This window comes from Bacillota bacterium (genome assembly GCA_018818595.1).
Classification (GTDB): Bacteria; Bacillota_I; Bacilli_A; order Izemoplasmatales; family Hujiaoplasmataceae; genus JAHIRM01.
Window position 1 is genome coordinate 118,326 of sequence record JAHIRM010000013.1, and the last position, 24,131, is coordinate 142,456.

The 24,131-nt window shown below is 31.0% G+C and carries 19 protein-coding genes; 16 read left to right on the plus strand and 3 right to left on the minus strand.

What is annotated here, in order from left to right; genetic code table 11:
• The first annotated feature begins 527 nt into the window (after window positions 1-527).
• The 7 genes from KJ971_03235 (at window position 528) to KJ971_03265 (ending at window position 9,980) form a co-directional block, all read left to right on the plus strand.
• A complete protein-coding gene (locus KJ971_03235; GenBank protein MBU1144856.1) occupies window positions 528-7,031 on the plus strand; it encodes a hypothetical protein in 6,504 nt (2,167 codons plus the stop codon).
• Window positions 7,028-7,315 (plus strand): hypothetical protein, encoded by a 288-nt coding sequence (locus tag KJ971_03240; GenBank protein ID MBU1144857.1) that lies wholly within the window; start codon window positions 7,028-7,030, stop codon window positions 7,313-7,315. The genes KJ971_03235 and KJ971_03240 overlap by 4 nt, the downstream gene beginning before the upstream one ends.
• Before the next feature lie 2 nt (window positions 7,316-7,317).
• Window positions 7,318-7,854, plus strand: coding sequence for a hypothetical protein (locus KJ971_03245; protein MBU1144858.1), 537 nt, complete (start codon window positions 7,318-7,320; stop codon window positions 7,852-7,854).
• Complete coding sequence (locus tag KJ971_03250) at window positions 7,841-8,239, plus strand: RDD family protein (GenBank protein ID MBU1144859.1); 399 nt, start codon at window positions 7,841-7,843, stop codon at window positions 8,237-8,239. The genes KJ971_03245 and KJ971_03250 overlap by 14 nt, the downstream gene beginning before the upstream one ends.
• A 173-nt stretch (window positions 8,240-8,412) precedes the next feature.
• Window positions 8,413-8,859 carry a hypothetical protein gene (locus KJ971_03255; protein ID MBU1144860.1) on the plus strand — a complete coding sequence of 149 codons (447 nt, stop codon included), beginning with the start codon at window positions 8,413-8,415 and terminating at the stop codon, window positions 8,857-8,859.
• 4 nt (window positions 8,860-8,863) lie between these two features.
• A complete protein-coding gene (locus KJ971_03260; GenBank protein ID MBU1144861.1) occupies window positions 8,864-9,199 on the plus strand; it encodes a hypothetical protein in 336 nt (111 codons plus the stop codon).
• Window positions 9,200-9,590: 391 nt separating this feature from the next.
• Entirely contained in the window at window positions 9,591-9,980 is a 390-nt protein-coding gene (locus KJ971_03265; protein ID MBU1144862.1) for a hypothetical protein, read from the plus strand.
• 95 nt (window positions 9,981-10,075) lie between these two features.
• Here the strand turns inward: KJ971_03265 and KJ971_03270 are convergent, their stop codons facing one another.
• From KJ971_03270 to KJ971_03280, 3 genes are read right to left on the minus strand one after another with little or no spacing between them, the layout of a single operon-like run.
• Window positions 10,076-11,797: a [FeFe] hydrogenase, group A gene (locus KJ971_03270; protein MBU1144863.1), complete on the minus strand. Its 1,722-nt coding sequence runs from the start codon at window positions 11,795-11,797 to the stop codon at window positions 10,076-10,078.
• 12 nt (window positions 11,798-11,809) lie between these two features.
• A complete protein-coding gene (locus tag KJ971_03275; GenBank protein MBU1144864.1) occupies window positions 11,810-13,060 on the minus strand; it encodes an NADH-quinone oxidoreductase subunit F in 1,251 nt (416 codons plus the stop codon).
• Between the two features lie 5 nt (window positions 13,061-13,065).
• Window positions 13,066-13,527, minus strand: coding sequence for an NAD(P)H-dependent oxidoreductase subunit E (locus KJ971_03280; protein ID MBU1144865.1), 462 nt, complete (start codon window positions 13,525-13,527; stop codon window positions 13,066-13,068).
• 529 nt (window positions 13,528-14,056) lie between these two features.
• Here KJ971_03280 and KJ971_03285 point away from each other — a divergent pair.
• The 9 genes from KJ971_03285 to KJ971_03325 all read left to right on the plus strand — a co-directional run bounded on the left by KJ971_03285 (window position 14,057) and on the right by KJ971_03325 (window position 24,040).
• Window positions 14,057-15,097 (plus strand): mechanosensitive ion channel family protein, encoded by a 1,041-nt coding sequence (locus tag KJ971_03285; protein ID MBU1144866.1) that lies wholly within the window; start codon window positions 14,057-14,059, stop codon window positions 15,095-15,097.
• A gap of 138 nt (window positions 15,098-15,235) precedes the next feature.
• Window positions 15,236-16,555, plus strand: a complete 1,320-nt coding sequence (aspS, locus tag KJ971_03290; protein ID MBU1144867.1) for an aspartate--tRNA(Asn) ligase — start codon at window positions 15,236-15,238, stop codon at window positions 16,553-16,555.
• Window positions 16,556-16,653: 98 nt separating this feature from the next.
• On the plus strand, window positions 16,654-17,907 hold the full coding sequence (locus KJ971_03295) for a Gfo/Idh/MocA family oxidoreductase (protein MBU1144868.1): 1,254 nt from the start codon (window positions 16,654-16,656) through the stop codon (window positions 17,905-17,907).
• Complete coding sequence (locus KJ971_03300) at window positions 17,900-19,009, plus strand: GNAT family N-acetyltransferase (GenBank protein ID MBU1144869.1); 1,110 nt, start codon at window positions 17,900-17,902, stop codon at window positions 19,007-19,009. Before KJ971_03295 ends, KJ971_03300 begins: the two co-directional genes overlap by 8 nt.
• Window positions 19,010-19,022: 13 nt before the next feature.
• A complete protein-coding gene (locus tag KJ971_03305; protein ID MBU1144870.1) occupies window positions 19,023-19,820 on the plus strand; it encodes a ZIP family metal transporter in 798 nt (265 codons plus the stop codon).
• Window positions 19,821-19,850: 30 nt separating this feature from the next.
• A complete protein-coding gene (locus tag KJ971_03310; GenBank protein MBU1144871.1) occupies window positions 19,851-20,573 on the plus strand; it encodes an RluA family pseudouridine synthase in 723 nt (240 codons plus the stop codon).
• Window positions 20,570-21,580 carry a hypothetical protein gene (locus tag KJ971_03315; protein MBU1144872.1) on the plus strand — a complete coding sequence of 337 codons (1,011 nt, stop codon included), beginning with the start codon at window positions 20,570-20,572 and terminating at the stop codon, window positions 21,578-21,580. The genes KJ971_03310 and KJ971_03315 overlap by 4 nt, the downstream gene beginning before the upstream one ends.
• Complete coding sequence (galE, locus tag KJ971_03320) at window positions 21,577-22,563, plus strand: UDP-glucose 4-epimerase GalE (protein ID MBU1144873.1); 987 nt, start codon at window positions 21,577-21,579, stop codon at window positions 22,561-22,563. Before KJ971_03315 ends, galE begins: the two co-directional genes overlap by 4 nt.
• Before the next feature lie 4 nt (window positions 22,564-22,567).
• Complete coding sequence (locus tag KJ971_03325) at window positions 22,568-24,040, plus strand: UDP-glucose--hexose-1-phosphate uridylyltransferase (protein MBU1144874.1); 1,473 nt, start codon at window positions 22,568-22,570, stop codon at window positions 24,038-24,040.
• Window positions 24,041-24,131: the final 91 nt, after the last annotated feature.

Sequence of the window (24,131 nt, forward strand, 5' to 3'; positions counted from 1 at the left end):
TATCAGCTTAACAATTTTGAACAATATAGACTCTTACGTATAATGCAAGGGATTTTTTTGTTTTTTCTTACGGTGGGGTTTATATATTTATTGATTATTTTTTACTATTAAGTCTTCATCTGTTTGAATGAGGTCTTTTTTTATTATAAAAAAAATTAGTAAAAAATTGAATTGTATATTAATTGAATTTAAATTAAATTGATTAAGCGTATTGACATAAAGTGAATTAGGTGATAAATATTATATTATATATATCGTCGATTATATATATAGTACTTTATATTCTTTGGGAGGATATCTTGTAGAAATGGTTGCTAGATAGCAATTAGTTTCTCTTTTTGATATCTTTTTTTTGTTTAATAAAATAGGGGGATTTTATTGTGGTAAAACGATTAAAAAGAAGTATTAGTAATGAAATGATTTTACTTATTGTCAAAGGAATTCATAAAATTCGAAAAGTAATCGTAGTTCTTTTGCTCTAAGGCTTATTAGGAAGTTATCTTCCTCAAAAGCCGAAAGTTTCGGCATTGGAATTAACTGAATCTACGGTAGAAGAACAAGTACCGGAAGAGGAATACTCAACAACAACTGATTCAGACTTTGATGTATCACAGGTAGCTATCATAAGAGAAGTAAATTCTTTAAGAACGGAAAGCTCAAAAACATTTCAAAAAGCCGATGGAAGTTTTGTAGTAGTGCTTTATAACGACGTTATTCATTACGATGAAAATGGAATTTTTAAACAAATTGATAATTCATTATTTTTTGACGAAAATAATGAAGAGTATCAAAACAACGCTAACAAATATTCAATAAAGCTTCCAAAATCATTAGATGAAAATAAAAAAATAAAACTTTCTTTAGGTGAGTACAGCATTGATTGGATTGTTCAAAATATCGATAAAACTGATATAGAATATCAAAATAATACTGAACCATCAAATAATATCAAAGAATTAAAGAATATCAATCAAGAAGTAATGTATAAAGGAATTCAAAACAATGTAGACTTAGAATATTTTATATCTGGAAGTAAAATCAAAGAAAACATTATTCTAAATAAATATATCGAAGATTTTTCAATATCATTTACATATTTATTAAAAGATCTATCCATTCAAACAAACGAGAATGGAGAAAATGTATTTTTGAATAATCTTGGAGAAGAAATTTTTTCATTTCAAGATTTATATATGTATGATAACGAAGGAAATGAATCAAAAGACATTAACTTTGATATTATCGAAGTTAAATCAGCAGAATACATGATTACGATAACCCCAAATGATGAATGGTTACAAGATGCAAATTTTCCAGTTATCCTTGATCCGACGATTAGCAGCAAGACTCAAAGTATGTTAATCTATGATACTTTTGTATCCGAATCTAATCCAGATGTTAATTATGGTGATTTTCCAACCATAAGACTTGAAAATTTGCAAGAAAAATTTGGATTATTTACATTTGATATGCCCTCATTACTGACAGGAAAACAAATTACATATGCACATCTGATTTTTGAACATGAAGCAAATTTGGGGTATCCAAATACAATTTCACTTTATAAAAATACTACTAGATTTGTTGAATCTACCGTTAAGTGGTCTAACAAACCGAATTGTATAGACCAAATGACTGATTACGATACAAGCGATTCGTCTGTGGAATATGTTTTTGATATAATTAAAGATGTAAAAGAATGGCAAGAAAATAGTGTTGTTGAAGTACCGGGATATACGATGAAAATATACACTACAACAACAGGATATGAAACATTGTATTCGAGTGAAAATACAAATAGTGTGTTAAGACCAGTCATCGAATTTGGATATTTAGAACCATCGGGAGTAAAAGATTACTGGACATATAATTCCCAAAATATGGGAGTAATTGGGACGGGATATGTTTCAGATTATACTGGGAAACTAGTATTTATACGAAATGATATTAATTATTCGACAGAATTACAAAGTTTGAATTTATCATTTGCATTTAATGATTTGAATAAAACCTCAAATATAGGATATGGAGCAGGTTGGAATATTATTTATAATACAAAACTAACTAAAGTGGATTATCAAGATAAATTTTTTACTACTGATTACACTGGAAATACGGTATATTATCATAGACAAGATTATTGTAGTGAACGCGTTGACACATCAATAGGAACCTATTCATATGATTGTTATCTAGCGGAGGATGGATCAAGCAACATTTTAGTTCGAGTCTTCCATTATTATTATCATTTTCTTATCTCTGAATATATATTGACGCCAGACATGATTAAACAAAATTTTAATTCAGAGGGTTATTTAATCTCGATACAAGATTCAAACACAAATCTTTCTATTACAATTTCAAGAAATTCAACGAATCAGAACAAGGTAGAACAGGTAATTGATTCGTCCGGAAACAAGATTGATATTACTTATGGAACTTATGGAATTTCATTAGCGACTTTGTCTTTGAAACAAGATGACGACACTTACAAAATGGTAGAAAAAAGAACGTATACATATACAACAATTTTATCAAGTCAATATACTCAAAGATCTGTAACTCATCGAAAAGACTATAACCTAGATGGTACATTCACAGCTGATGAAACGGTATATTTTTTATATGATTCTTTAGGAAGAATTTCTAGAGCTTATTTATCGGTTAATGATACACTATATTATTATTACAATACAACAAGTCAAGTTACAAAGATCACATCATATTTTAGCTCTTATAAGTTTTCTGAAGTTAATTATGATTATCAATTTAAGCATACGACGATAACAAATCATAGAAATGAATATATTATATATGAATTCGATGATTACGGGCATACAATATTGGTAATGGATAGTTTTGGCAATCTTCAATCAAAACAGTATTACAATCCCTTTAGTCATGAAGTCGAACCAAATTACTATATTAATAATCAAATTCGGTCAACAGCTTCCTCAAGTAAATATGATTTAAACAAAGTACTAAATCACGACTTTGAACAAAACGATAGTAGTTATTTATCAAATCCTTGGAATCTTGAAATAGAAAACGCAGGGCTGATTCTATATAATCGTTCAACATTAGATTCTTATGCAGGCAGTATTTCGGGGAATTTAGAAACGAATGACTCAGCATCAGGGAATGTAAAACAGAGTGTAAATTTAGATGCAGGAACATACACATTAAGTGGATATATTAAAAATTGTACTTCCTCAAATCAAGTGTATATAGATATTTTGGGAGTGTCTACGAAATCCAATATTGAATACGTTTTACCAACTTCAGAGTGGGGGTATTATGACGTACAGTTTACAATAAATACAGATAACACACCAGTTACGATTAAAATATACAATCACAGTACAGGAACAATATATTTTGATGATATCTATATTACAGAAGGGTTTGACAATGATGGAAAAAACGTTATTGATAATCCGTCTTTTGAAAACGGGTGTGTAGGCTGGAATTTTAGTTCAGGAACATATTTGTTAGAGGATGATCTTCTTTTAGCTAACGAAGATGTGAATGAATTATTGGGAGATAGTTACGTAAGTATTTTAGGTGACCCAAATGAAGTAAGATATGCTTCGGTAGATATTTCTAAAGTGTTTTCTGGTACTTTTACTGTTGGAGGTTGGATATATTATCAAGGTGCACCTTTGTGGAAAGATATTTACGAAGATCGTTTTGTGCAAATAATAGCAGTCGTTTCTGATTTGAATTCATTGAGTTCAATTGAACATAAGGTTTCGCTCTATCAAAATGTAAATGGTTGGCAATATGTGTCACAATCATTTTATGGCGTTTACAAAGAATACACAATTTCATTGAGATTGGAATTTTTAGGAGAAGGAGCTGTATGTTTTGATGGACTACAGTTAATCAATAATTTAACACAATTTTCTGAATATACTTACGATGAAATAGGACGAGTTACAATAATAAAAAATTCCAATGGTGATGAAGTAATCATTTCATACGATAATGATATATGGACAATTCCAACTGCAATAATTACTTCAAATAAATACACTGAAATTACGTTAAATGAAGAAGGAGAAGCCTCAGAAATCACATTTAATAAAATCAAATCAAGTCTAACAAGAAATGTATACAATCAAGTAGAGCATTTGACAATTGGAGATGAATACAATAGTTTTACAACATCTACAACTTATAACCTTTCAAATCAATATATAACTTACCAAACTGATGAATTTGGAAATGATACGAATTATTTTTACGAAGAATATTCAGGGTTACTTCGTGCAATTGAAAATGCAAAAGGAGAAGATTTGTTATACCTTTATGATGATGAGGGAAAACTAACTGAAACGATATTTGTCGAAGATTATACTAACTATACAAGCTCCGATATACATGGACAAATCAGTTATGTTTACGACACAAAAGATCGATTAATTGAAATTGTGATGGATGAAGAATATTCCTATTTCATGATTTATGATAGTCAAAATAGAATTTCTGAAATCAAAGTAAATAATCAGACTTTAATGAGTTATTCATATGAGATGGATGGATTATATTATACAAATAATTTACAGACACAAACCTATGGGAACTTAGATTCTATCAAGTTTGAATATAACGATAATAATCAAATAGAAAAGGTTCAATTTAAAAATTATGAGGACGCTGTATACACAGACAAATTTATATATGTCTATGATGCAGAAGGGAGAATGGCACAATATTACGATGTTTTTGAAGATAAAACAGAATACTATGTGTATGATGGATTAGGAAGAATTATTGAAGTATTTGATGATGAAGGAAATAGTATTAATTATGGATATGATTTGGAAGGAAACTTAAATAGTTTACATTTTCAAGCAAATGAAATATCACAAGTTACAGAATATTTTTATAATAAAGAATTATATTTTAATCAATATTCAGCGTATAATACGGAGTCAATGCTATATGATAGGACTGACTATACAACTAATTCAGATAATGAAATTATCAAAGAATATAATTATGAAGCTAATGCCCTATATCGACTACATTTCATCCAATTAAGTATTAACTTACTAAACATCAAACAAGATTTTACTTATTATGGAAATACCACAAGAATTACACAAATATCGTATGATATTTCAGAAGATGGAATTGATTACAAATATGTTTATGAATATGATGAACTTGGAAATATTACCGAAATTAGCTATTATGAAAGCTATGCACTAATTACTATATATAACTACTTTTATGATGAACTTAATCAATTAATAGTAGAAGATATCTATGTATCTGGAGATAGCTGTGAAGAAAGCGACATTTGTTACACAAATATTTATACTTATGATTCAAGAGGAAACATTTTAGAAGTAAACAAATACAATTATAACGAAAGAGATGAATATGAAATTCCAGATTTGTACTATTTTAATGATAGTGGTGTTGTCGTAAAGATGTATTATAATAGTACCAAAGACTATCGAGATATCTATGTGTTAAATGTGGGCCAATCTCCTACGCTCACATTTACATACTTTAATCCATTAACTATGACTTATTATTCTGGGGTGACAACATCACAAACATTTTCTAATTTAAATACAAGTATTCCAGGCTACTACTATAGAGAATATCGAGCTTATTCAAGTATAGGCGTTGACATCCAATTTAGAATTATATTTAACGTTGGAAATGTACTTGAAGCGACTCCATATGAAACAAAAACATATGAATATTCAGATACATGGTTGGATCAATTAGAATCATATGATATAATTATTAATGGAAATTCATCCTCTCAAGAATTTACTTATGATAACCAAGGAAATCCAATATCAATTGATTATTTTACATATAATGGAACGGCCTATGATTCGGCCACCCTAAAATGGAGCGGAAGACAATTAACGCAAATTGACATTAATAATTCATCATCGACAGTGTTTAAGATTAAATATTATTATAATGATCAAGGATATAGAATAAGAAAAGAACTGTATACTTGTCAAGAATTGATTGAAACATTAACTGAAACAATTGAATATACATTACTAGGGGACTCAGTAATATATGAGACACATGGCACTTATCAGATTTTATACACTTATGATTATGATGGAACACTCATCAGCTTTAATTATGATAATGATGATTATTTCTATTTTAGAAATCAACAAGGCGATATAACACATATCCTTGACACGTCAGGAAATACCATAGTAAAATATCGATATGATGCATATGGCAATATAATTGATATTCAAGATGTTTCTCAAAACTGCAGTATATCATCTGTTAATTCATATACTTATCGTGGGTACAGGTTTGATTCAGAAATTAATATGTACTATTTAAACAGTCGATACTATAACCCTGAAATTGGTAGGTTTATTAATGCAGATGGATTACTGGGTCAAACAGGGAATGTGCAATCTACTAATATGTACGCATATTGTGCAAACAATCCAGTAATGTATCTAGATCCTAGCGGATTTTTCTCTATTAGTCAGTTCTTTGCGGGATCATTGTTAGTTCTGACAGCGGTTGCTGCTATATCTATATCAATTGCTACATTTGGTGCCGCAACGCCTCTTGCTATGACAATCATTGCAGGGATTACTCTTGGAGCTGGTGTGCTTACGGGTATCAATGGACTCTCAACGATAGGTGAATCTTTTACTGAGTATAACCTTATTAGAGACGGACTATTTAACAATATTCTAGGATTAAGCGACAATGCATACAATACCTATTCAGCCATAACCGCAGGCGTGGCTATCGTCGGTTCAATGGCATGTTCTATATGGCAAATTGCATCTCCAATAAAGGGATTTACTGATCACGGGCTAAAACAGGCTCTGTTTAGGGATGGACATGGAGTTGCAGGAAGTGCAATTAGGGATGCTGTTAGAAATCCGTTGAAGGTAATTCTTCAGCCTGATTTCGCTCTAAAGTATTTTGGCAAGAATGCAGTCGTAGTGTTAAATGAGCTTGGATATGTCGTAACAACATATGCCACAAATCACTTGGGATGGAGGTTTTGAATTCTATGATTGAGATAACTTTATCAAAAGAAGAATTACAACTATTTCATGAGGTTTTTTTGAAGTCGGATTACTTCAAACGGTTTGATATCACTAACCATAGTGTAAGAATCGATAATAATGAAAAGAAGAACCTTGAATATTTCATCGACCAAATTATGGATTACTTTATTCTGCATGGACTGAAGAAGAACTCTGAACCAAATTTGCTTGGCATCGAACTCGAAAATTTGAATGACAAATTTATAAAGGAATTACAGAAGATAAATGATGACCTAGTTTAATATTGCTTAATTCTAGATACATTACTCCAGTAATGTATGTAGATCCTGAAGGAGAATTCCTGCACTTAATTGTTTTTGTGGTCGTTGTTTTGTTTTTAGCAACAACTATTGCTTTGACACCACCCGAAGAAAAATCAGGAGAAAATATATCAGTATCATTTTCTGCGAACCCAGATCCACTTGCGGTTGGATATGAATTTCTTGGAAAAGGACTTGAAGTTCAGTATATTGAGAATGGTACATCTTGTAATATATATGGTGAATGTAGTCAGTTTACATCTTTGAATGGCCAATTGGGATTATATGGAGCAAGTTTTACGACATCAGAAGGCGAAGATACTATGAGTTATTCTTATTCAATATTTTATTTATCATATGATCCTCAGAATATTTTAGACATTAATTCATGGGGAGGAGGTATTTCACTTGGCTTTTCTGGAGGATTACCTTATATAGGATCTACTAGTGCATATTTGGACATTAATTTATTTGGTATAATAATAGATTTCTTTGGAGTTGGTAGCAATGGAACGTCATAATAGTGATTTGTTAAAGAGATATAAAAAAAGCATTTCCATTGATACATTAATGTGTATGTTGCCAGAAGTGCTTTTTGGTCTTTTCTTTCCTGCAATTAAAAATATCTTTCAAGATAGCATTCATCTAGTACTAATTTGTACATTTCTTTTGTCCTTTCTTATATACTTATTTCTTGATATCATTTTCCTAAAAAGAAGCCTGGGAAAGAGATTGTACCGGTTGGTTATATTAAAGCAATCAGAAGACAGAAAAGTGAAATACTTTCATTACGTTTATAGACGCTTTTTGGAATTGGCCATTCATTCTTTATTTACCAGAACTTTTAGTGATAAATGTCGAATAATTGAACAGGCAACACATACGAGAATTGATTATTTTGATTAATTTTTAGTCATAGTAAGTATGCAATGATTTTATATTCGGCTATAATATTGTAATTGGTTCTGTTGAGGATAATATATCGCGAATCAGAAACTATATTAGAAAAATTACAAATAATTAGATAGATTGATAGAATTGATGATTTTCACCAATATAAATTATTTATCTAAACCTGCATGAAACAACCGAAAATCAATCTATTTGATTCTACTTCAGATACATTCGAACTAAAAACATATTATGCAATTACTCCAGTAATGTATTCGGACATAACCGGAAATGCACCTGAATGGTTAGGTTACGATATTAGTCTAATCCCAACAAAACAATTGAACAATTTTGTAGTAATTGATAAATCACTCGTTAGAACATCTAGTATATTTTATCCAGAGAATCGTGATGATTACACAAAGGCATGGTCTCTAGTATCTGGTGTGATTGCAGCTAATTTCATGATGTCATTCTATACAGCAGCTGGTGGACTTACTTTCTTTGGATTATCAACTCTTAGTAGTGTGTTGATTGGTGTTGCATTTTGGGCTATAACTGTAGTTGCAATTGCCGTAATTATTTATGTTGTTGTAGATTCTATAGCAAGTACTAACGAGAATGGATGGGAGTAGTAACATGAGAAAACACATACTATATTATTTAGTTATTATTTTATCAAACACCTTATATTTTTTTATTCCTTTTCCTTTAGTTTTAATATTGATATATGGAGTCCAGACTGTTTTTACACTTCACATTTATCAAGAAATCAATCGAACGCTAGGAGATAGAGTAAAAACAATTATAGGACTATGGGCATTATCTGTAGTAATACAGTTTTCAGGAATATACTATGTAGCAGTGACCTATTTCACTAAATCAATTTATAGTGTTATTATAGCGTTGTGTTTGTCTATTGAAATATGGATCATAGCTGTAATAAGATATATAAAAGACAGGCAAAATAAATAAAAAATAGGATAAATCACATATCTCTGACTATATTACTCCGGTAATGTCTCTAGAAGTTTATCTTTCGAGAAAGACCATTTTGATGATTACATCGATTTATTGTTTGCAATCGATGGATTTCTAAAACTGGGTTATATGGAGTACTTCACATTAGTAATTGCGAAACCACTTTCTAAAAAGGTCCGAAAACATAGAGCTTTATTTCGTCTATTAGAGTTATAAGAATAATACTGATTTTCAAGGAACCAATATAAGAAGGTTTTATTTTTCTGTGCCAAACAGAAAAACAAAAAAATTATATATGATTTGTTAATAACCAAGTAAAAAATAATAGATTCGATATTTATTTTTCAATTATATAGTATAATGTATCTAAAGGGGGAATGAAAATATGAAAGCTGAATTATTAATGGATTTGCTAAAACAAGAAAAAATAATTGATGATCGTGGATTGTACTCGAAGATTCAAATTGTCTACTCTGAATATGCAAAAGTCTTAAAAGTAGCAAGCGGAATGACAACTAGCGCTGGACAAGATGGCTATATAGGTGTTTATGAAAACTCATTAGTTTGTTTTGAACATAGTTTAATTGGCGGAAAACCAACTAAAGAAGTATTTAGAGTTCCTTTTGAAAACATTTTAGAACATGAATTGAGGAAAGGATTTTTAGGATTATCATTTGTTTTATTGATTAAAACAAATGAAAGGAAATATAAATTAGTAGCTACTTTAACTCGAAAACAACAAATTCAAGCCATTGAAGATGCAATTAAAAAATAATTTTACTTAATATAAAACAACCTTGAAGGTTGTTTTTTTTAAAAAAAAAGATTGATTTCATGTAATTGAAATCAATCTTTAAAATATATAGTTTCTTATTTTTGTTTTCTGTCGTGATAATGAGTATGTAATAAATGATGTGATTTTTCACCTAGAGGTTGTTTCAAAAAATCATCATATAAAGCTTTTACTTCAGGATTTTCATGTGATTTCCGAAGAGCCATATTGGAGTCAACTTGATAAGTAGAATCAATACGTTGTTGACGGATTTCGTTAGTAGTTCCATAAGGTTGTCCACCTCCACCGATACATCCTCCAGGGCAACACATAATTTCTATGAATGCATAAGGAGAAGTATTGTTTCTTACTTGTTCAGCGAGTTTCTTAGCATTAGCTAATGTTTGAGCAACAGCAACTTTCACCATTGTTCCGCCTAAATTCACTTCAGCTTCCTTAATTCCTTCTAATCCTCTTAAATCTTTAAAATCAATTTTTTCAAGTGGTTTTCCATTTACAACTTCATAAACGGTTCGTAAAGCAGCTTCCATAACTCCGCCAGAAGCACCAAATATAGCAGCGGCTCCAGTAGTAATTCCGAATGGAGAATCAAATTTGCTTTCTTCAAGACTTGCTAAATCAATACCCATTTGTTTGATCATTTTTCCTAATTCACGAGTGGTTAATACAACATCTACATCAGGAGTTTTCCCATCTAAACTCATTTCATCGCGTTTTGCTTCATATTTTTTAGCTGTACAAGGCATTACAGAAACAACGAAAATATCTTTTGGATTAATTCCTGTTTTTTCAGCATAATAAGATTTTGCTAAAGAACCAAACATTTGTTGAGGTGATTTACAAGATGAAATGTGATCTAAAACGTCGGGGAAATGTTGTTCAGCATAATTAATCCAACCTGGGCAACAAGAAGTCATCATTGGTAACACTCCACCAGTTGTAATTCTATGAATCAATTCATTTCCTTCTTCGATAATTGTTAAATCAGCAGTAAAATCTGTGTCAAACACCATATTAAAGCCTAATAATTTCATAGCTGAGACTAGTTTTCCAGTAACAATACTTCCTGCTTTTAATCCAATTTCCTCACCAAGTGATACTCTAACAGCTGGAGCTACTTGAACGATAACATGTTTTGACTCATCGTTTAAAGCGTGCCATAAAATATCGGTATCATCTTTTTCCATAATTGCACCGACTGGACATACGCTCGCGCATTGTCCACAGAAAGTACAAAAATCATCGGATAAATTATGTTCATAAGCTGCAGTGATTCTTACACCATGTCCTCTACCCATAAAACCTAAAACGTTTGTGGATTGAATGTTTTTACAAACATCAATGCAACGGCCACATTTAATACAACGATTGGGGTTTCTAACGATAGAAGGATTGGAATCATCGATTGGTTGAGGTTGTAACACAGATGGGAAACGGTTTTCATCGATTCCTAATGTTTTTGCAAGCGATTGAAGTTCACAATTCATGTTTTTAACGCATACAGTGCAATTCGTATCATGATTTGATAAAATTAATTCAGTGATTGTTTTTCTCGCATTTAAAACTCTAGGAGAATTTGTGTTAATAACCATTCCTTCTCTTACTGGAGTAGAACAAGAAGTTACTAATCCCTTTTGACCAACAATTTCGACTACACAAATTCGGCAATCAGATTTGATGTCTAAATCAGGATAATAACAAAGTGTTGGAATATTGATATTATTTTCTTTTGCCGCATGTAAAATAGTAGTATTTTCTTTTGCAGAAACTTTTACATTGTTTATGACTAAATTAACCATTTCATTTCCTCCTTATATTCTTTCCGGATGTTCGATACGGTCGAGATAATCATCACGGAAATACCTAAGGGTAGAAATAATGGCAGTCGGTGATGTTTGGCCTAATCCGCATAGTGAAGTTTGATGCATCACACGTGCAAGCGATTCTAAAGAAATGAAATCTTTAATGGTTGCGGTTCTTTCAATAAATTTTTTGATGATGTTTACAAGTTGAATGTGTCCTTCGCGACAAGGAGTACATTTTCCACAAGATTCATGTTCAAAAAAATGCACGGTTTTAAGTAAAATATCAAATAGGTCATAGCGATCATCAATAACAATAATAGCCCCTGCACCTGTTTTTGACTCGAACTCTTCAAATCGTTCGAAATCAATAATCATATCAAGCATATATTCTGGGATGATAGGACCACAAGCCCCACCTAATTGAACCATTTTAATTTTTCGGTCATTTTCAACGCCTTTTCCTAATTGAACAATGACATCACGAATTGGAACACCAAAGGGGATTTCAAAAACGCCTTTGTTTTTAACATTTCCAGAAAGTGAAAGTAATTTCGTTCCTGTAGAAGAAGGAGTTCCAATTTTAGCAAAATTTGCGCCTGTCATTTCGATAATGGTTGGAATAGTAGAAAAAGTCTCTACATTGTTAATAAGTGTTGGTTTATTAAACAATCCTTTAGAAGTTGGAAAAGGAGGTTTAACACGTGTACGGCCAGGTTTGCCTTCAATAGACTCAATTAATGCAAACTCTTCACCACAAACGTAAGATCCAGCTCCTGAACGCACTTCAAGTTCGAAGTTAAAATTTTTATTTAGGATATGAGCTCCTAAATAACCTCTTTTTTTAGCTTCATCAATGGACCATTTCATAATTCCAATCGCTTTTTGATATTCACCACGAATATAGATGTATCCTTTTGTAGCTCCAGTTGAATAAGCAACAATAATCATACCTTCGATTATTTGGTGAGGATCATTTTCCATTAAATAACGATCTTTAAAGTTTCCTGGTTCGCCTTCGTCAGCGTTACAGATAATATATTTTTCTTTATCTGATTCTTTTGCAAGACCCATCATTTTTTTAGCAACTGGGAAACCTGCACCACCACGTCCGCGAAGATAAGAAGTTTCAATTTCTTCAATAATAGAAGTTTTTTCCATAGACAATGCTTTTGTTAAGTTTTGATAACCATTAAAGTTAATATAATCATCAATAGATAGGGGATTAATTTTTCCAAATCGTTTGGAAATTAATTTCATTTCGATCATAGCATGTATACCCGATACTCAGACAAAATCGCTTTGATTTTATTCGCAGTTAAATTTGTGTAAGTCTTATCATCAATTCTCATTGCAGGAGCAGCATCGCAACAACCGATGCAACTAGTGTATTCTAATGTAAATTGTTGATTAGAAGTAGTTTCATTAACTCGAATTCCAAGTTCCTTTTCAATGATTTTTAATACGTTAATATCTGAGGCTACATAACAAGGTACGTCTTTACAAACTTGAATAATATGTTTTCCTCTTGGAACAGTTGAAAAAAAAGTATAAAATGACATTACACTACATACTTTACTTTCTGGTACATTTAAATATTCGGCAATTTCGGCTATTTCTTCGTTAGAAATATAATGATCGTTCTTTGTTGATTGAAAATCAAGCAATATTTCAATTAATTGATCTTCTGTTTTTGGATATTTTTTTAAAATTTCTTTTAACAACATATTGAGTCCTCCCGTTAGATAAAATAAAAAATGACAATCAAGAAAGAATTGTGCCCAAGTGTAGTAAGTGAGTTATGTCTTTTCGCATGTGAAGTAAAAATTGGTATCTTTTCGCCTTAGGGGTTTATTCTTATTAAAATGAAACTGATACTAATACTTTTACAAAAAAAAAATAGTTTTTCTCCGAATAGAAAATGAAAATTAAAAAGGTAAACAATTCGTCAAGCAATCGATATGGAAATTTAGCCTCCTTGAAATGCATATTTAGCATAAAACTTTAGTTTTATTATAACGTTGATAGTGTGTAGTGTCAATAAGTTTTTTTGAGTTAGAAGGAGACATAGAAAAGATATTTGCAAATAAAGATGATAACGAAAGAATTTCATTGGATTTTTCTAAATTTATTAAAAAAAAGAGGATTCAAGTTCTTACATTCACTTCTAAAACCTAAATTCTAAATCTTGAATAATACTGAAAAAATATGTATAATATGTTATACTATTTATGAATTTGAAAGTGGGGAAAGTATATGTCAATAATCATTGCTTCAATATGGATGAATTCTATATTATCTGTCGTTATTGTTTTGACAGTATTAGGCATCTTTATATTTCAAAAAATAATGACAAATAAATTTCAAGCAACATTAAAACAATGGAATTTAATCTTAATTTACATTGTAGAATTTATAATATTTATCGGAGCAATTGTCGGAATCTTGTTTATCTGGGAGTATGATTTTGGAACAATGGTTTCTGATTTTTTAACAAATGCTGAAACATTAATTCGAGCAAAAACAGGGGCAATATTTGGTTCGATTCTTACAATTTTTATTGCAACTTTAATTATAAAAGCCAGCAAACTTGCGTTGTATCACTTAGAAGGCAAAGCAAGCTTTGGCCAAAAAAGAAAAAAAACAATTGCAAAAGTTTCCATGAGTATTATTAAATACGTAACCTATATAGTCACAATTATCGTTATACTTGCATTGTGGGAAGTTAATGTAATTCCTGCTCTTGCAGGTCTCGGAATGGCAGGCCTTGTTATTGGGTTAGGTGCTCAAAAATTTATCAATGACTTAATTAGTGGATTTTTCATTATTTTTGAACATCATTTTGATGTTGGAGACAAGGTAGAAGTTGGTGGTTTTAAAGGAGAAGTTACAGACATAGGGTTAAAAACCACAAAAATACGTAATTGGAAAGGTGAAGTAAAAATTGTTGCAAACGGAGACATTACAACCTTGATTAATTTTTCCAGAAATCCTTCTATCGGAATTGTGGATTTTGGAATTGCCTATAAAGAAGATGTGGCAAAAACGACAGAATTACTTAATAAAGAATTACCAACATTGGCACTTGATTTTCCAGATATTATAGAAGGGCCAAAAGTGTTGGGAGTGATTGAACTTGCAAGCAGTAGTGTAAACCTTCGTGTCATCGTAAAAACAGTCTCAGAATCTCATTATGGAATTGAAAGAGCGATTCGTCAACGAATTAAAGAACTGTTGGACCAAAACAAAATTGAAATACCATTTCCACAAGTTGTTGTTCATTCTCAAAAAGAATAAATGATAAACGATATCTTTTAAAAGATGTCGTTTTTTTTGGTTTAATTCTTTTATATTCCTTAGATTATGAATTGAATAAGAAATTGAATTATGATATAATAACCACAAGCACAAACAGCTATTGAAGTGAGGGAAAACATGGAAAAAATTTATTTAAAGGATTTAAATGAGTACTTTAATCAAAAGATTGAAATTTGCGGTTTTGTCGACAAAATTCGCGATTTACAATACGTTCAATTTATTATATTAAGAGATTCTTCTGGAAAAGTGCAAATAACAATTGAAAAAAATGACGAGTGCAAAACGATGAATGAAATCGTTTCTAAATTGACAAAAGAAAGCACAATTTCTGTCAAAGGAACGATATTTGATCGACCAAATGTTAAATTAAGAGGCATCGAGTTTATTCCAACTTCCATCGAAGTTACAAGCGTTAGTTTAGAAGAACTACCGATTGACATATTAGATTACACCAATAAATCCAATAAAGAATTAAGACTTGATAATCGTTTTTTAGATTTGAGATTAGATAAAAATTATCTTATTTTTAAAGCTCAAACACTTGCAGAAATGGCTATGAGAGAATATTGGATTGAACATAATTTTATTGAAATCCATTCACCCAAAATTTTAGGGACTGCATCCGAATCTGGAGCTGAAGTTTTCAAAATGGATTATTTTGGAAAAACAGTTTATCTAGCACAATCTCCACAATTTTACAAACAAATGGCTATGGCAGCTGGCTTTAATAATGTGTTTGAAATTGGACCTGTATTTAGAGCCGAAAATTCACATACAGCCTATCACGCAACTGAATTTACAAGTGTGGACTGTGAAATGAGTTGGATTAAATCTCACCATGATGTGATGGATTTAGAAGAAGCAATTTGTAAACACGTATTAAAAAAGCTTAAGATAAATTTAAGCGCAGAATTTAAAACATTATTTAATGAAGAAATTAATGATAGTGACATCAATTTTCCGAGAATTCCTTTTTATGAAGCTAAAAAAATCATTCAAGAAAAATATAAATATTTTGGAGAAAAAGAACACGATTTTGACCGTAAAGAAGAAGAACTTATTGGAATGTATGCAAAAAAGAACTTTAAATGCGATTTTGTCTTTGTTATCGACTATCCTTTTGCAGCAAGACCTTTTTATCATATGATAGATGAAACTACAGGATTAACTAAGAGTTTTGATTTATTATATAAAGGCATTGAAATTACAACTGGAGCTCAAAGAGAACACCGCGTTGAAATTTTGAAAGAACAAGCTATTCAAAAAGAGTTACCACTTGAATCCATCGATTTTTACTTGAATTTCTTTAAATATGGAATTCCACCACATGGAGGCTATGGATTTGGACTTACTCGTTTCTTAATGAAATTATTTAATCTAGATAGTATAAGAGACGTAACATTCCTTTATCGCGGTCCGAATCGAGTAAACCCTTAAAAAAGTGAACCAAACACAATATTTGTGTTTGGTTTTTTTGTTTTCGTTAAAAAAAAATAAAATTATGATAAAATAAAGTAGAATACGAGGTGAGTTCTATGATAAAAGCCATTTTAATTGGAGCAGGAGCTAGAGGAATCGGGGTCTATGGAGCTTATGCTTTAAATCATTCCAAAGAAATTCAATTTATTGGTGTTGCTGATCCTGATATCGAAAGAAGATCTTATTTTTCTATGCAACATCACATAGCTAAAACAAATCAATATAGTTTTTATGAAGATATTTTGAAACAACCACTTATGGCAGATGTGTGCTTTATTTGCACTCAAGATCATCTTCACATTGAACCAGCAAAATTGGCCTTAGAAAAAGGGTATCATGTATTTTTAGAAAAACCAATGGCAATCACTGCCAAAGATTGTATTTATTTAGGTGAACTAGCACATAAACTTGAAAAGAAATTAATGATTGGGCATGTATTACGATACACATCGTTTTTTTCGACCATTAAAGACATTATTGAATCAGGCAAAATTGGAAAAGTCATGACGATTCAACACAATGAAAACGTATCTTTTTGGCACCAAGCACATAGTTATGTCAGAGGAAATTGGCGAAATGTAAAAACATCAAGTCCAATGATTTTGGCAAAATCATGTCATGATTTGGATATTTTGTATTGGCTTGTAAATTCAAATCCAACTCAAGTATCTTCTTTTGGTGAATTATCATACTTTAAAGAAAGTGAAGCGCCTCTTGATGCGCCAAGCTATTGTATGGATGGATGCCCAAAAGAAAACACGTGTATTTATTACGCTCCAAAAGTCTATTTGAAGGCTCCTGATTGGATGAAACTGCCTGTATCGAATGATATGTCAGATGAAGGGTTATTAAAAGCATTAACAAAAGGGTCTTATGGAAGATGTGTCTATCAATGCGATAATGATGTTGTTGATCATCAAGTGGTTATTATAGAGTTTGAAAATGAAGTGACAGCTTCTTTTACCATGACTGCATTTACTCACGAGAATACAAGAACGATAAAAGTAATGGGAACACTTGGTGAAATAAGAGGACATATGGAAAAAAACGAAATTGAAGTTTATCAATTTGGAATTGATGAACCTATCGTAATGAATCTTGAATCAACAGAATATGGACATAGTGGCGGAGATTTTGGAATCATGAAAGCTTTTGTTCATTTGATAGAAGTAGGAGATAACACTTCTATCACAAGCGAAAAAGCTTCTATTGAAAGTCATCTATTAGCATTTGCTGCAGAAAAATCAAGACTTGAAAAAAGAACGATCAATTTTGCAGATTATGTAAAAGGAATTAGCAAACATGACTGAATATAGAACATGTGAAGAAAAAGAACATCGAAGCGCCATTGAACTTTCTAAATCAGTGTTCAAAGAAAATATGGAAGAACAATTTCCTTTGCTTCTTGGAAAAACCAACCTTGAAAGAATGTTTGTTTGTGTAAAAGACAAAGAAGTCGTCTCTTTAGTAAATTATTATCCAGCACATGTAAAACTAAACGAAAGTCATATTACAGTAGGCTCCATTGGATCTGTCTGTACTCACCAAAATTTTAGAGGTCAAAAAATGGCTTCAACTTTGCTTATTCTTGCTGAAAATCAAATGTTAAAGGAACAGATTAGAATCGCAATTATTTCAGGAGAAGGTGGCATTTATCATAAAATGGGGGCGACAGTTGTTGGAGATGTTGATGCATTTATCTTAAATAAAAGTAGCGTTGAAGCTTTTTCTCACTATTCACTATTGGAATATCAAGAGAAATACCTTAAAGAATTATTATCGATTTATAATCAAGAAACCATACGGTTTGTAAGAAGCGAATCTGAATTTTCACTTTTAATCCTTGGGCAAACTTATCCAGATACGTTTGCTACTTATCCTAATTTATTGATTTTCGAAAACGAAACACTTGTTGCCTATATCATTTTTGAAATGAAAAACAATTTAAAGTCACTTTTAGTAAAAGAATATGGAGGATCAAGACAAGCGATTGTTGAAACCATACCTTTAATACTAAAAAAATATAATAAAAACAAATTAACGATTTTGGCTACTCCAGAAGATGAAATTCATGAAATGTTAAAAAAGCACAAAGTGCATAAAACAGATCAACACGCTAGTTTCAAGATTATTGATTTTTTGGGACTGATTTCCGATTTAAAACCATATTTTTTATCTAAATTTGATGAAGAATTTTTAAATCAAATTAAGATTAAAATAGAAGAAACTAAGTATGTGTTTACATTCGAAAATGAGAAGTTTATAATTAATGATATTCATGAACTAAATAAACTGATATTTGGACCAAATAAGAACATAATAAAGCAAGTTTCTTCTTTTACTTTAAAATTATTTTTAAAAGAAGTTTTTCCAATACCTTTTGTATGGACTCATAATTTGAATTATCAGTAAATGGAGGGATAATATGTGGGGTTTAAGCAATGAAACTATCGCAACGATAGGAATCGCTTTTATTTTCATAATGACTACATTAGGAGCTGCAATGGTATTTTTCTTTCGAAAAGCCTTAAGTCCTAATTTCAAAAAAATCTTTTTAGGGTTTGCTGCAGGGGTTATGATTGCAGCATCTTTTTGGTCGCTGTTAAGTCCTGCAATTGCAGAAGCAGAAAATCAAGGATTAATTGGTTGGATTCCAGCTGCAATTGGTTTTATTGGTGGTGGATTATTCTTGTTATTAGTGGATAATTTGTTACCTCATCTACATATTGGAGAAGACAAACCAGAAGGACTAAAATCTTCACTTAAAAGAACGACTATGTTGGTTTTTGCTGTTACGCTTCATAATATTCCAGAAGGGTTAGCTGTAGGACTAGCATTTGGATTAGCTTTAAAAACAGGATCAACTTATGCAATTGCAGCTGCATTTGGATTAGCACTTGGAATTGGAATTCAAAACTTTCCAGAGGGAGCGGCTATTTCCCTTCCTTTAAAACAAGAAAAATTGTCTACAGGGAAATCGTTTTTATATGGAATGATGAGCGGAGCGGTAGAACCAGTCTTTGCAGTAATTGGTTTAATTCTTGCAACGCAGTTGTCTTTTATAATGCCTTGGTTTTTAGCTTTTGCTGCAGGAGCGATGATTTATGTAGTTGTTGAGGAATTAATACCCGAGTCACAGCTTGGAGAACATTCGAATGTAGGAACGATGGCTGTTATGATTGGTTTTGTGTTAATGATGATTTTAGATGTGGCTTTAGGATAAAACAAAGAATGTGAGGAAATCAAATTGGATGTGAACTCTTTAAAAATTATATATGAAGACAATCATCTAATTGTCTCCATCAAACCAGCTGGTGTGTTATCACAAGCAGGAGAAAAAAAAATACCAGATATGTTAACTTTGATTAAATCGTATTTAAAAGATAAGTACCTCAAGCCAGGGAATGTATATTTAGGGCTTGTCCATCGCTTGGACTTGAATGTTGGCGGCTTAATGGTGTTTGCTAAGACATCCAAAAGTGCATCGAGACTATCTGAAGCGATTCGTGATCATGTCTTTGAGAAGCAATATATGGCTATCGTTCAAGGGGTTATACCCGTTGGACAAAAAGACACACTTACAGATTATTTAAATAAAAACGAAGAATTAAGAAAAAGTGAAATTAGTGAAGAATCCTCTGGGAAAAAAGCCATTCTTGAATATGAGATACTGGCAAATTCTAATCTATATGGAGGAATTTCGTTAGCGAAAGTTAGACTTCTAACAGGTCGTTTTCATCAAATAAGATCTCAATTTTCGAATTTTGGTCATCCATTATTAGGAGATCAAAAATATGGAAAAAAAACATCTATTTTGTCTAATGAACTAGGACTTTGGGCTTATTATCTTGAGTTTTTGCATCCAACCTCAAAAGAAACTATGACTTTTACTGAATATCCAAATACAAATATCTTTTCTATGTTTTCAACAATATTTGAAACATTTAAAAAGAAAGATTGCGAGGAATATAAATGAAAATATCCAAAAAGTATGTGAAAGCGAATATTGTTGAAGTGACTGTAGAGACACCAAATGGTTCCGTATTTGCCTTTATCAATATAGGAGCCGCTTTGACAAAGTGGATTACTTCTGACAACACTCAAATTGTTGCTAGTTATCAAGATTATCTTGATTACTTTAAACCTGGAATGTATTTAGGGACAAATGTTGGATTAACTGCTGGTAGAATAAAAGATGGACGTTTTTCATTGGATAATATTACTTATCAATTTGAAAACCCAGAAATTAATTTATTGCATTTTGGGAAAGAAGGAATTTCATTTAAGGAATTTTCTATATTTGAAGAAGCAAACGAAGATAATAAAGTTATTTTAAGATTTTCACTTGATTATCAACATTCTGTCTTACCTGGGATGCAAAGAATCGATATCTTTTATACCATTACAGATAACTGTTTATTCATTGAATACAAAGTAGTTTCAACAGAAACAACCATTTGCAATGTTACAAATCATTCGTACTTTAATCTGGATGGTGATTTTGATTATGAAGTTAAAAGTCATTTCCTAGAAGTGAAAAGCCCATTGGTAGTAATACCCAATAAAAGAATGATTGGAGATTTGCTACTTAACGTTCAAGATACTATTTTTGATTTTAGAAATGAAAAGCAAATAATACCTGTAATTAATGATCGATCTCTTCAAGAAGATGTTACAAAGGGATTAGATCATTACTTTATACTTTCTGAAAATGAAGAATTTAATGTTTGTTTATCATCAAAAAAAACAAATCGGAAGTTATATGTTTCAACCAATTATCCAGGAATTACTATTTATTCAACTAATTATCCCGATAAAAGTATTTTGCATACTTCAAGGCCGCTTGCCTATCATTCGGCCATTGCGATTGAACCACATTTTCAATCGAATGCGATTAATGATTCAAGATTTCTTACCTACATTTTGGAACCCAATAGAACATATGAACATTTCATAGAATATCGATTGGAGGAATCAGCATGAACCTATTAGTATTAGGTGGAGCAGGTTATATCGGAAGTCATTTTGTCAAGGAAGCATTAAATCAACAACATCAAGTAATCGTCCTTGATAATCTTCAAACTGGCCATTTAGATGCCGTCTCAAAAAAGGCGAAATTCATACAAGGTGATATTCGCGACAAACAAATTATGGATACTCTTTTTAAAACCAATCGAATTGATGCTTGTATACATTTTGCGGCTAATTCTCTTGTTGAAGTCTCAATGAAATCTCCAAACGAATATTTTGATAATAATGTGTATGGGACAATTGTTTTACTCGAAATGATGGCGAAATACAATGTCAAAAAACTCGTGTTTTCTTCATCAGCTGCAGTGTATGGACTTCATAAAGAAATGCCCATTACTGAAACGTTTTTAACTCTTCCTACGAATCCTTATGGAGAGTCAAAACTAATGATGGAAAAAATGATTTCTTGGGCCGATACGGCATATGGAATTAAATACGTCAGTCTACGTTACTTTAATGTTGCAGGAGCTTCAGCGGATGCATCCATAGGAGAAGACCATCGTCCTGAAACTCATTTAATACCAATTGTATTACAAGTACCTTTGAAGAAAAGAGAAGTCATAACAATATTTGGAAACGATTACGATACGTTAGATGGAACTTGTATTCGTGATTATATTCATATTGATGATTTAGTTTTAGCCCATCTTAAAGCACTAGATTATCTTGAAGCTACTACGACATCTAATGTATTTAATTTAGGATCAAATCAAGGATATTCTAATCTTGAAATCGTGAATCAAACCAGAATAATAACAAACCACGATATTCCAGTAAAAATTGGTGAAAGACGACCAGGAGACCCAGATAAATTAATAGCTTCTAATCAAAAAGCTTTCACTGTTTTGGATTGGAAACCGCAAAAAAACTTAAATGATATAATTTCTTCTGCTTGGAAGTTTCATCGATTACATCCAAATGGATATAAGGAGTGAAGGTATGATAAACACAAATCTAAATAGATTACTAAAATACGCTTTAGATGAACATTTGATTGAAGCGAGTGATTATGATTATTCAGTAAATCAACTTTTGTATTTATTGAAATTGGAGTCATTTAAAAAGGAAGAAATACTTGAAGACTTTGATTTTTTTGAAGTCTTACAAGAAGTATTGATTTTTGCATCAGAAAAAAAAATAATCAATCTTGAAATAGAAGAAGATCATTTTGAAGCAAAACTAATGGATTGTTTTTTACCTAGGCCTTCCGAATTAAATGCTAAATTTAATCAATTGTATAAAACGGGCCCAATGACTGCTACGAATTATTTCTATCATCTATCTAAAGCTTCAAATTATATTAAAACACAAAGAATTGATAAGAACCTTCGTTTTGTCTATCAAGGGAAATATGCACCACTAGATATAACAATTAATCTATCAAAACCAGAAAAAGATCCCAAATTAATTGAGTTAAAAAAACAAGATAAAAATAATACGTATCCAATTTGTGCTCTTTGTATGGAAAATGTAGGCTATTATGGGAATGAAAACAAAGCAGAAAGAAGTAATCACCGTGTAATTGATTTGACAATCAATCACGAAACTTCTCAATGGGGATTCCAATATTCTCCTTACTCCTATTTTAACGAACACGCTATTATTTTAAGAAAAGAACATACCCCTATGAAGGTTGACTCAAACACCTTTAAAGAATTAGTGGATTTTATCAATAAATTCCCTCATTATTTAATGGGTTCAAATGCTGGATTACCCATTGTTGGCGGGTCGATTCTGAATCATTATCATTTTCAAGGTGGAAGATATGAATTTCCAATTGAAAAAGCTCGAATATTAAAAAGCTATAAAAAAAGAAAAGTTGAAATTGAAGTATTAGATTGGCCTTTATCAGTTTTAAGAGTTGTTGGAAGTAATGAAGATTACGTTTTAGATATGGTGAATCAAATTTTTGAAGCTTGGAAGGAATATAGTAATGAAGCTATTGGAATTTTTGCCAAGACAACAGAATCGCATAATACGATTACCCCGATAGTAAAACTAGATGGATCAAAATACAATTTTTATATTGTATTAAGAAATAATCTAACCACAATGAAAAGACCATATGGACTTTTCCACCCAAGAGAAGAATATTTTCATATTAAAAAGGAAAACATTGGTTTAATTGAAGTGATGGGATTAGCAGTTCTTCCTGGAAGGTTAAAAAAGGAATTAGATCTCATAAAGCTTTGTTTACTTGAAAATCGAAATCCTCAAGAGTATAAAGAACTTGAAAAACACATTTCATGGATTGAAGAAATGAAATTAAAACAAGAAAGTTTTGAAGATATCAATCTATTTTTAGAAAATCAAGTTGGAAGTATTTTTGAAAAAGTATTAGAAGATTGTGGTGTATTTAAAGAACAAAATCAAGAGGAGTTTTATCATTTTGTAGAAAATTCAATTTATTAAAAAAACGTCGGAAGTCTCGACGTTTTCGATGAATAACATTTCATAAATTATGATTATATGATATAATTATGTATCAATAGAGGTGGAAACA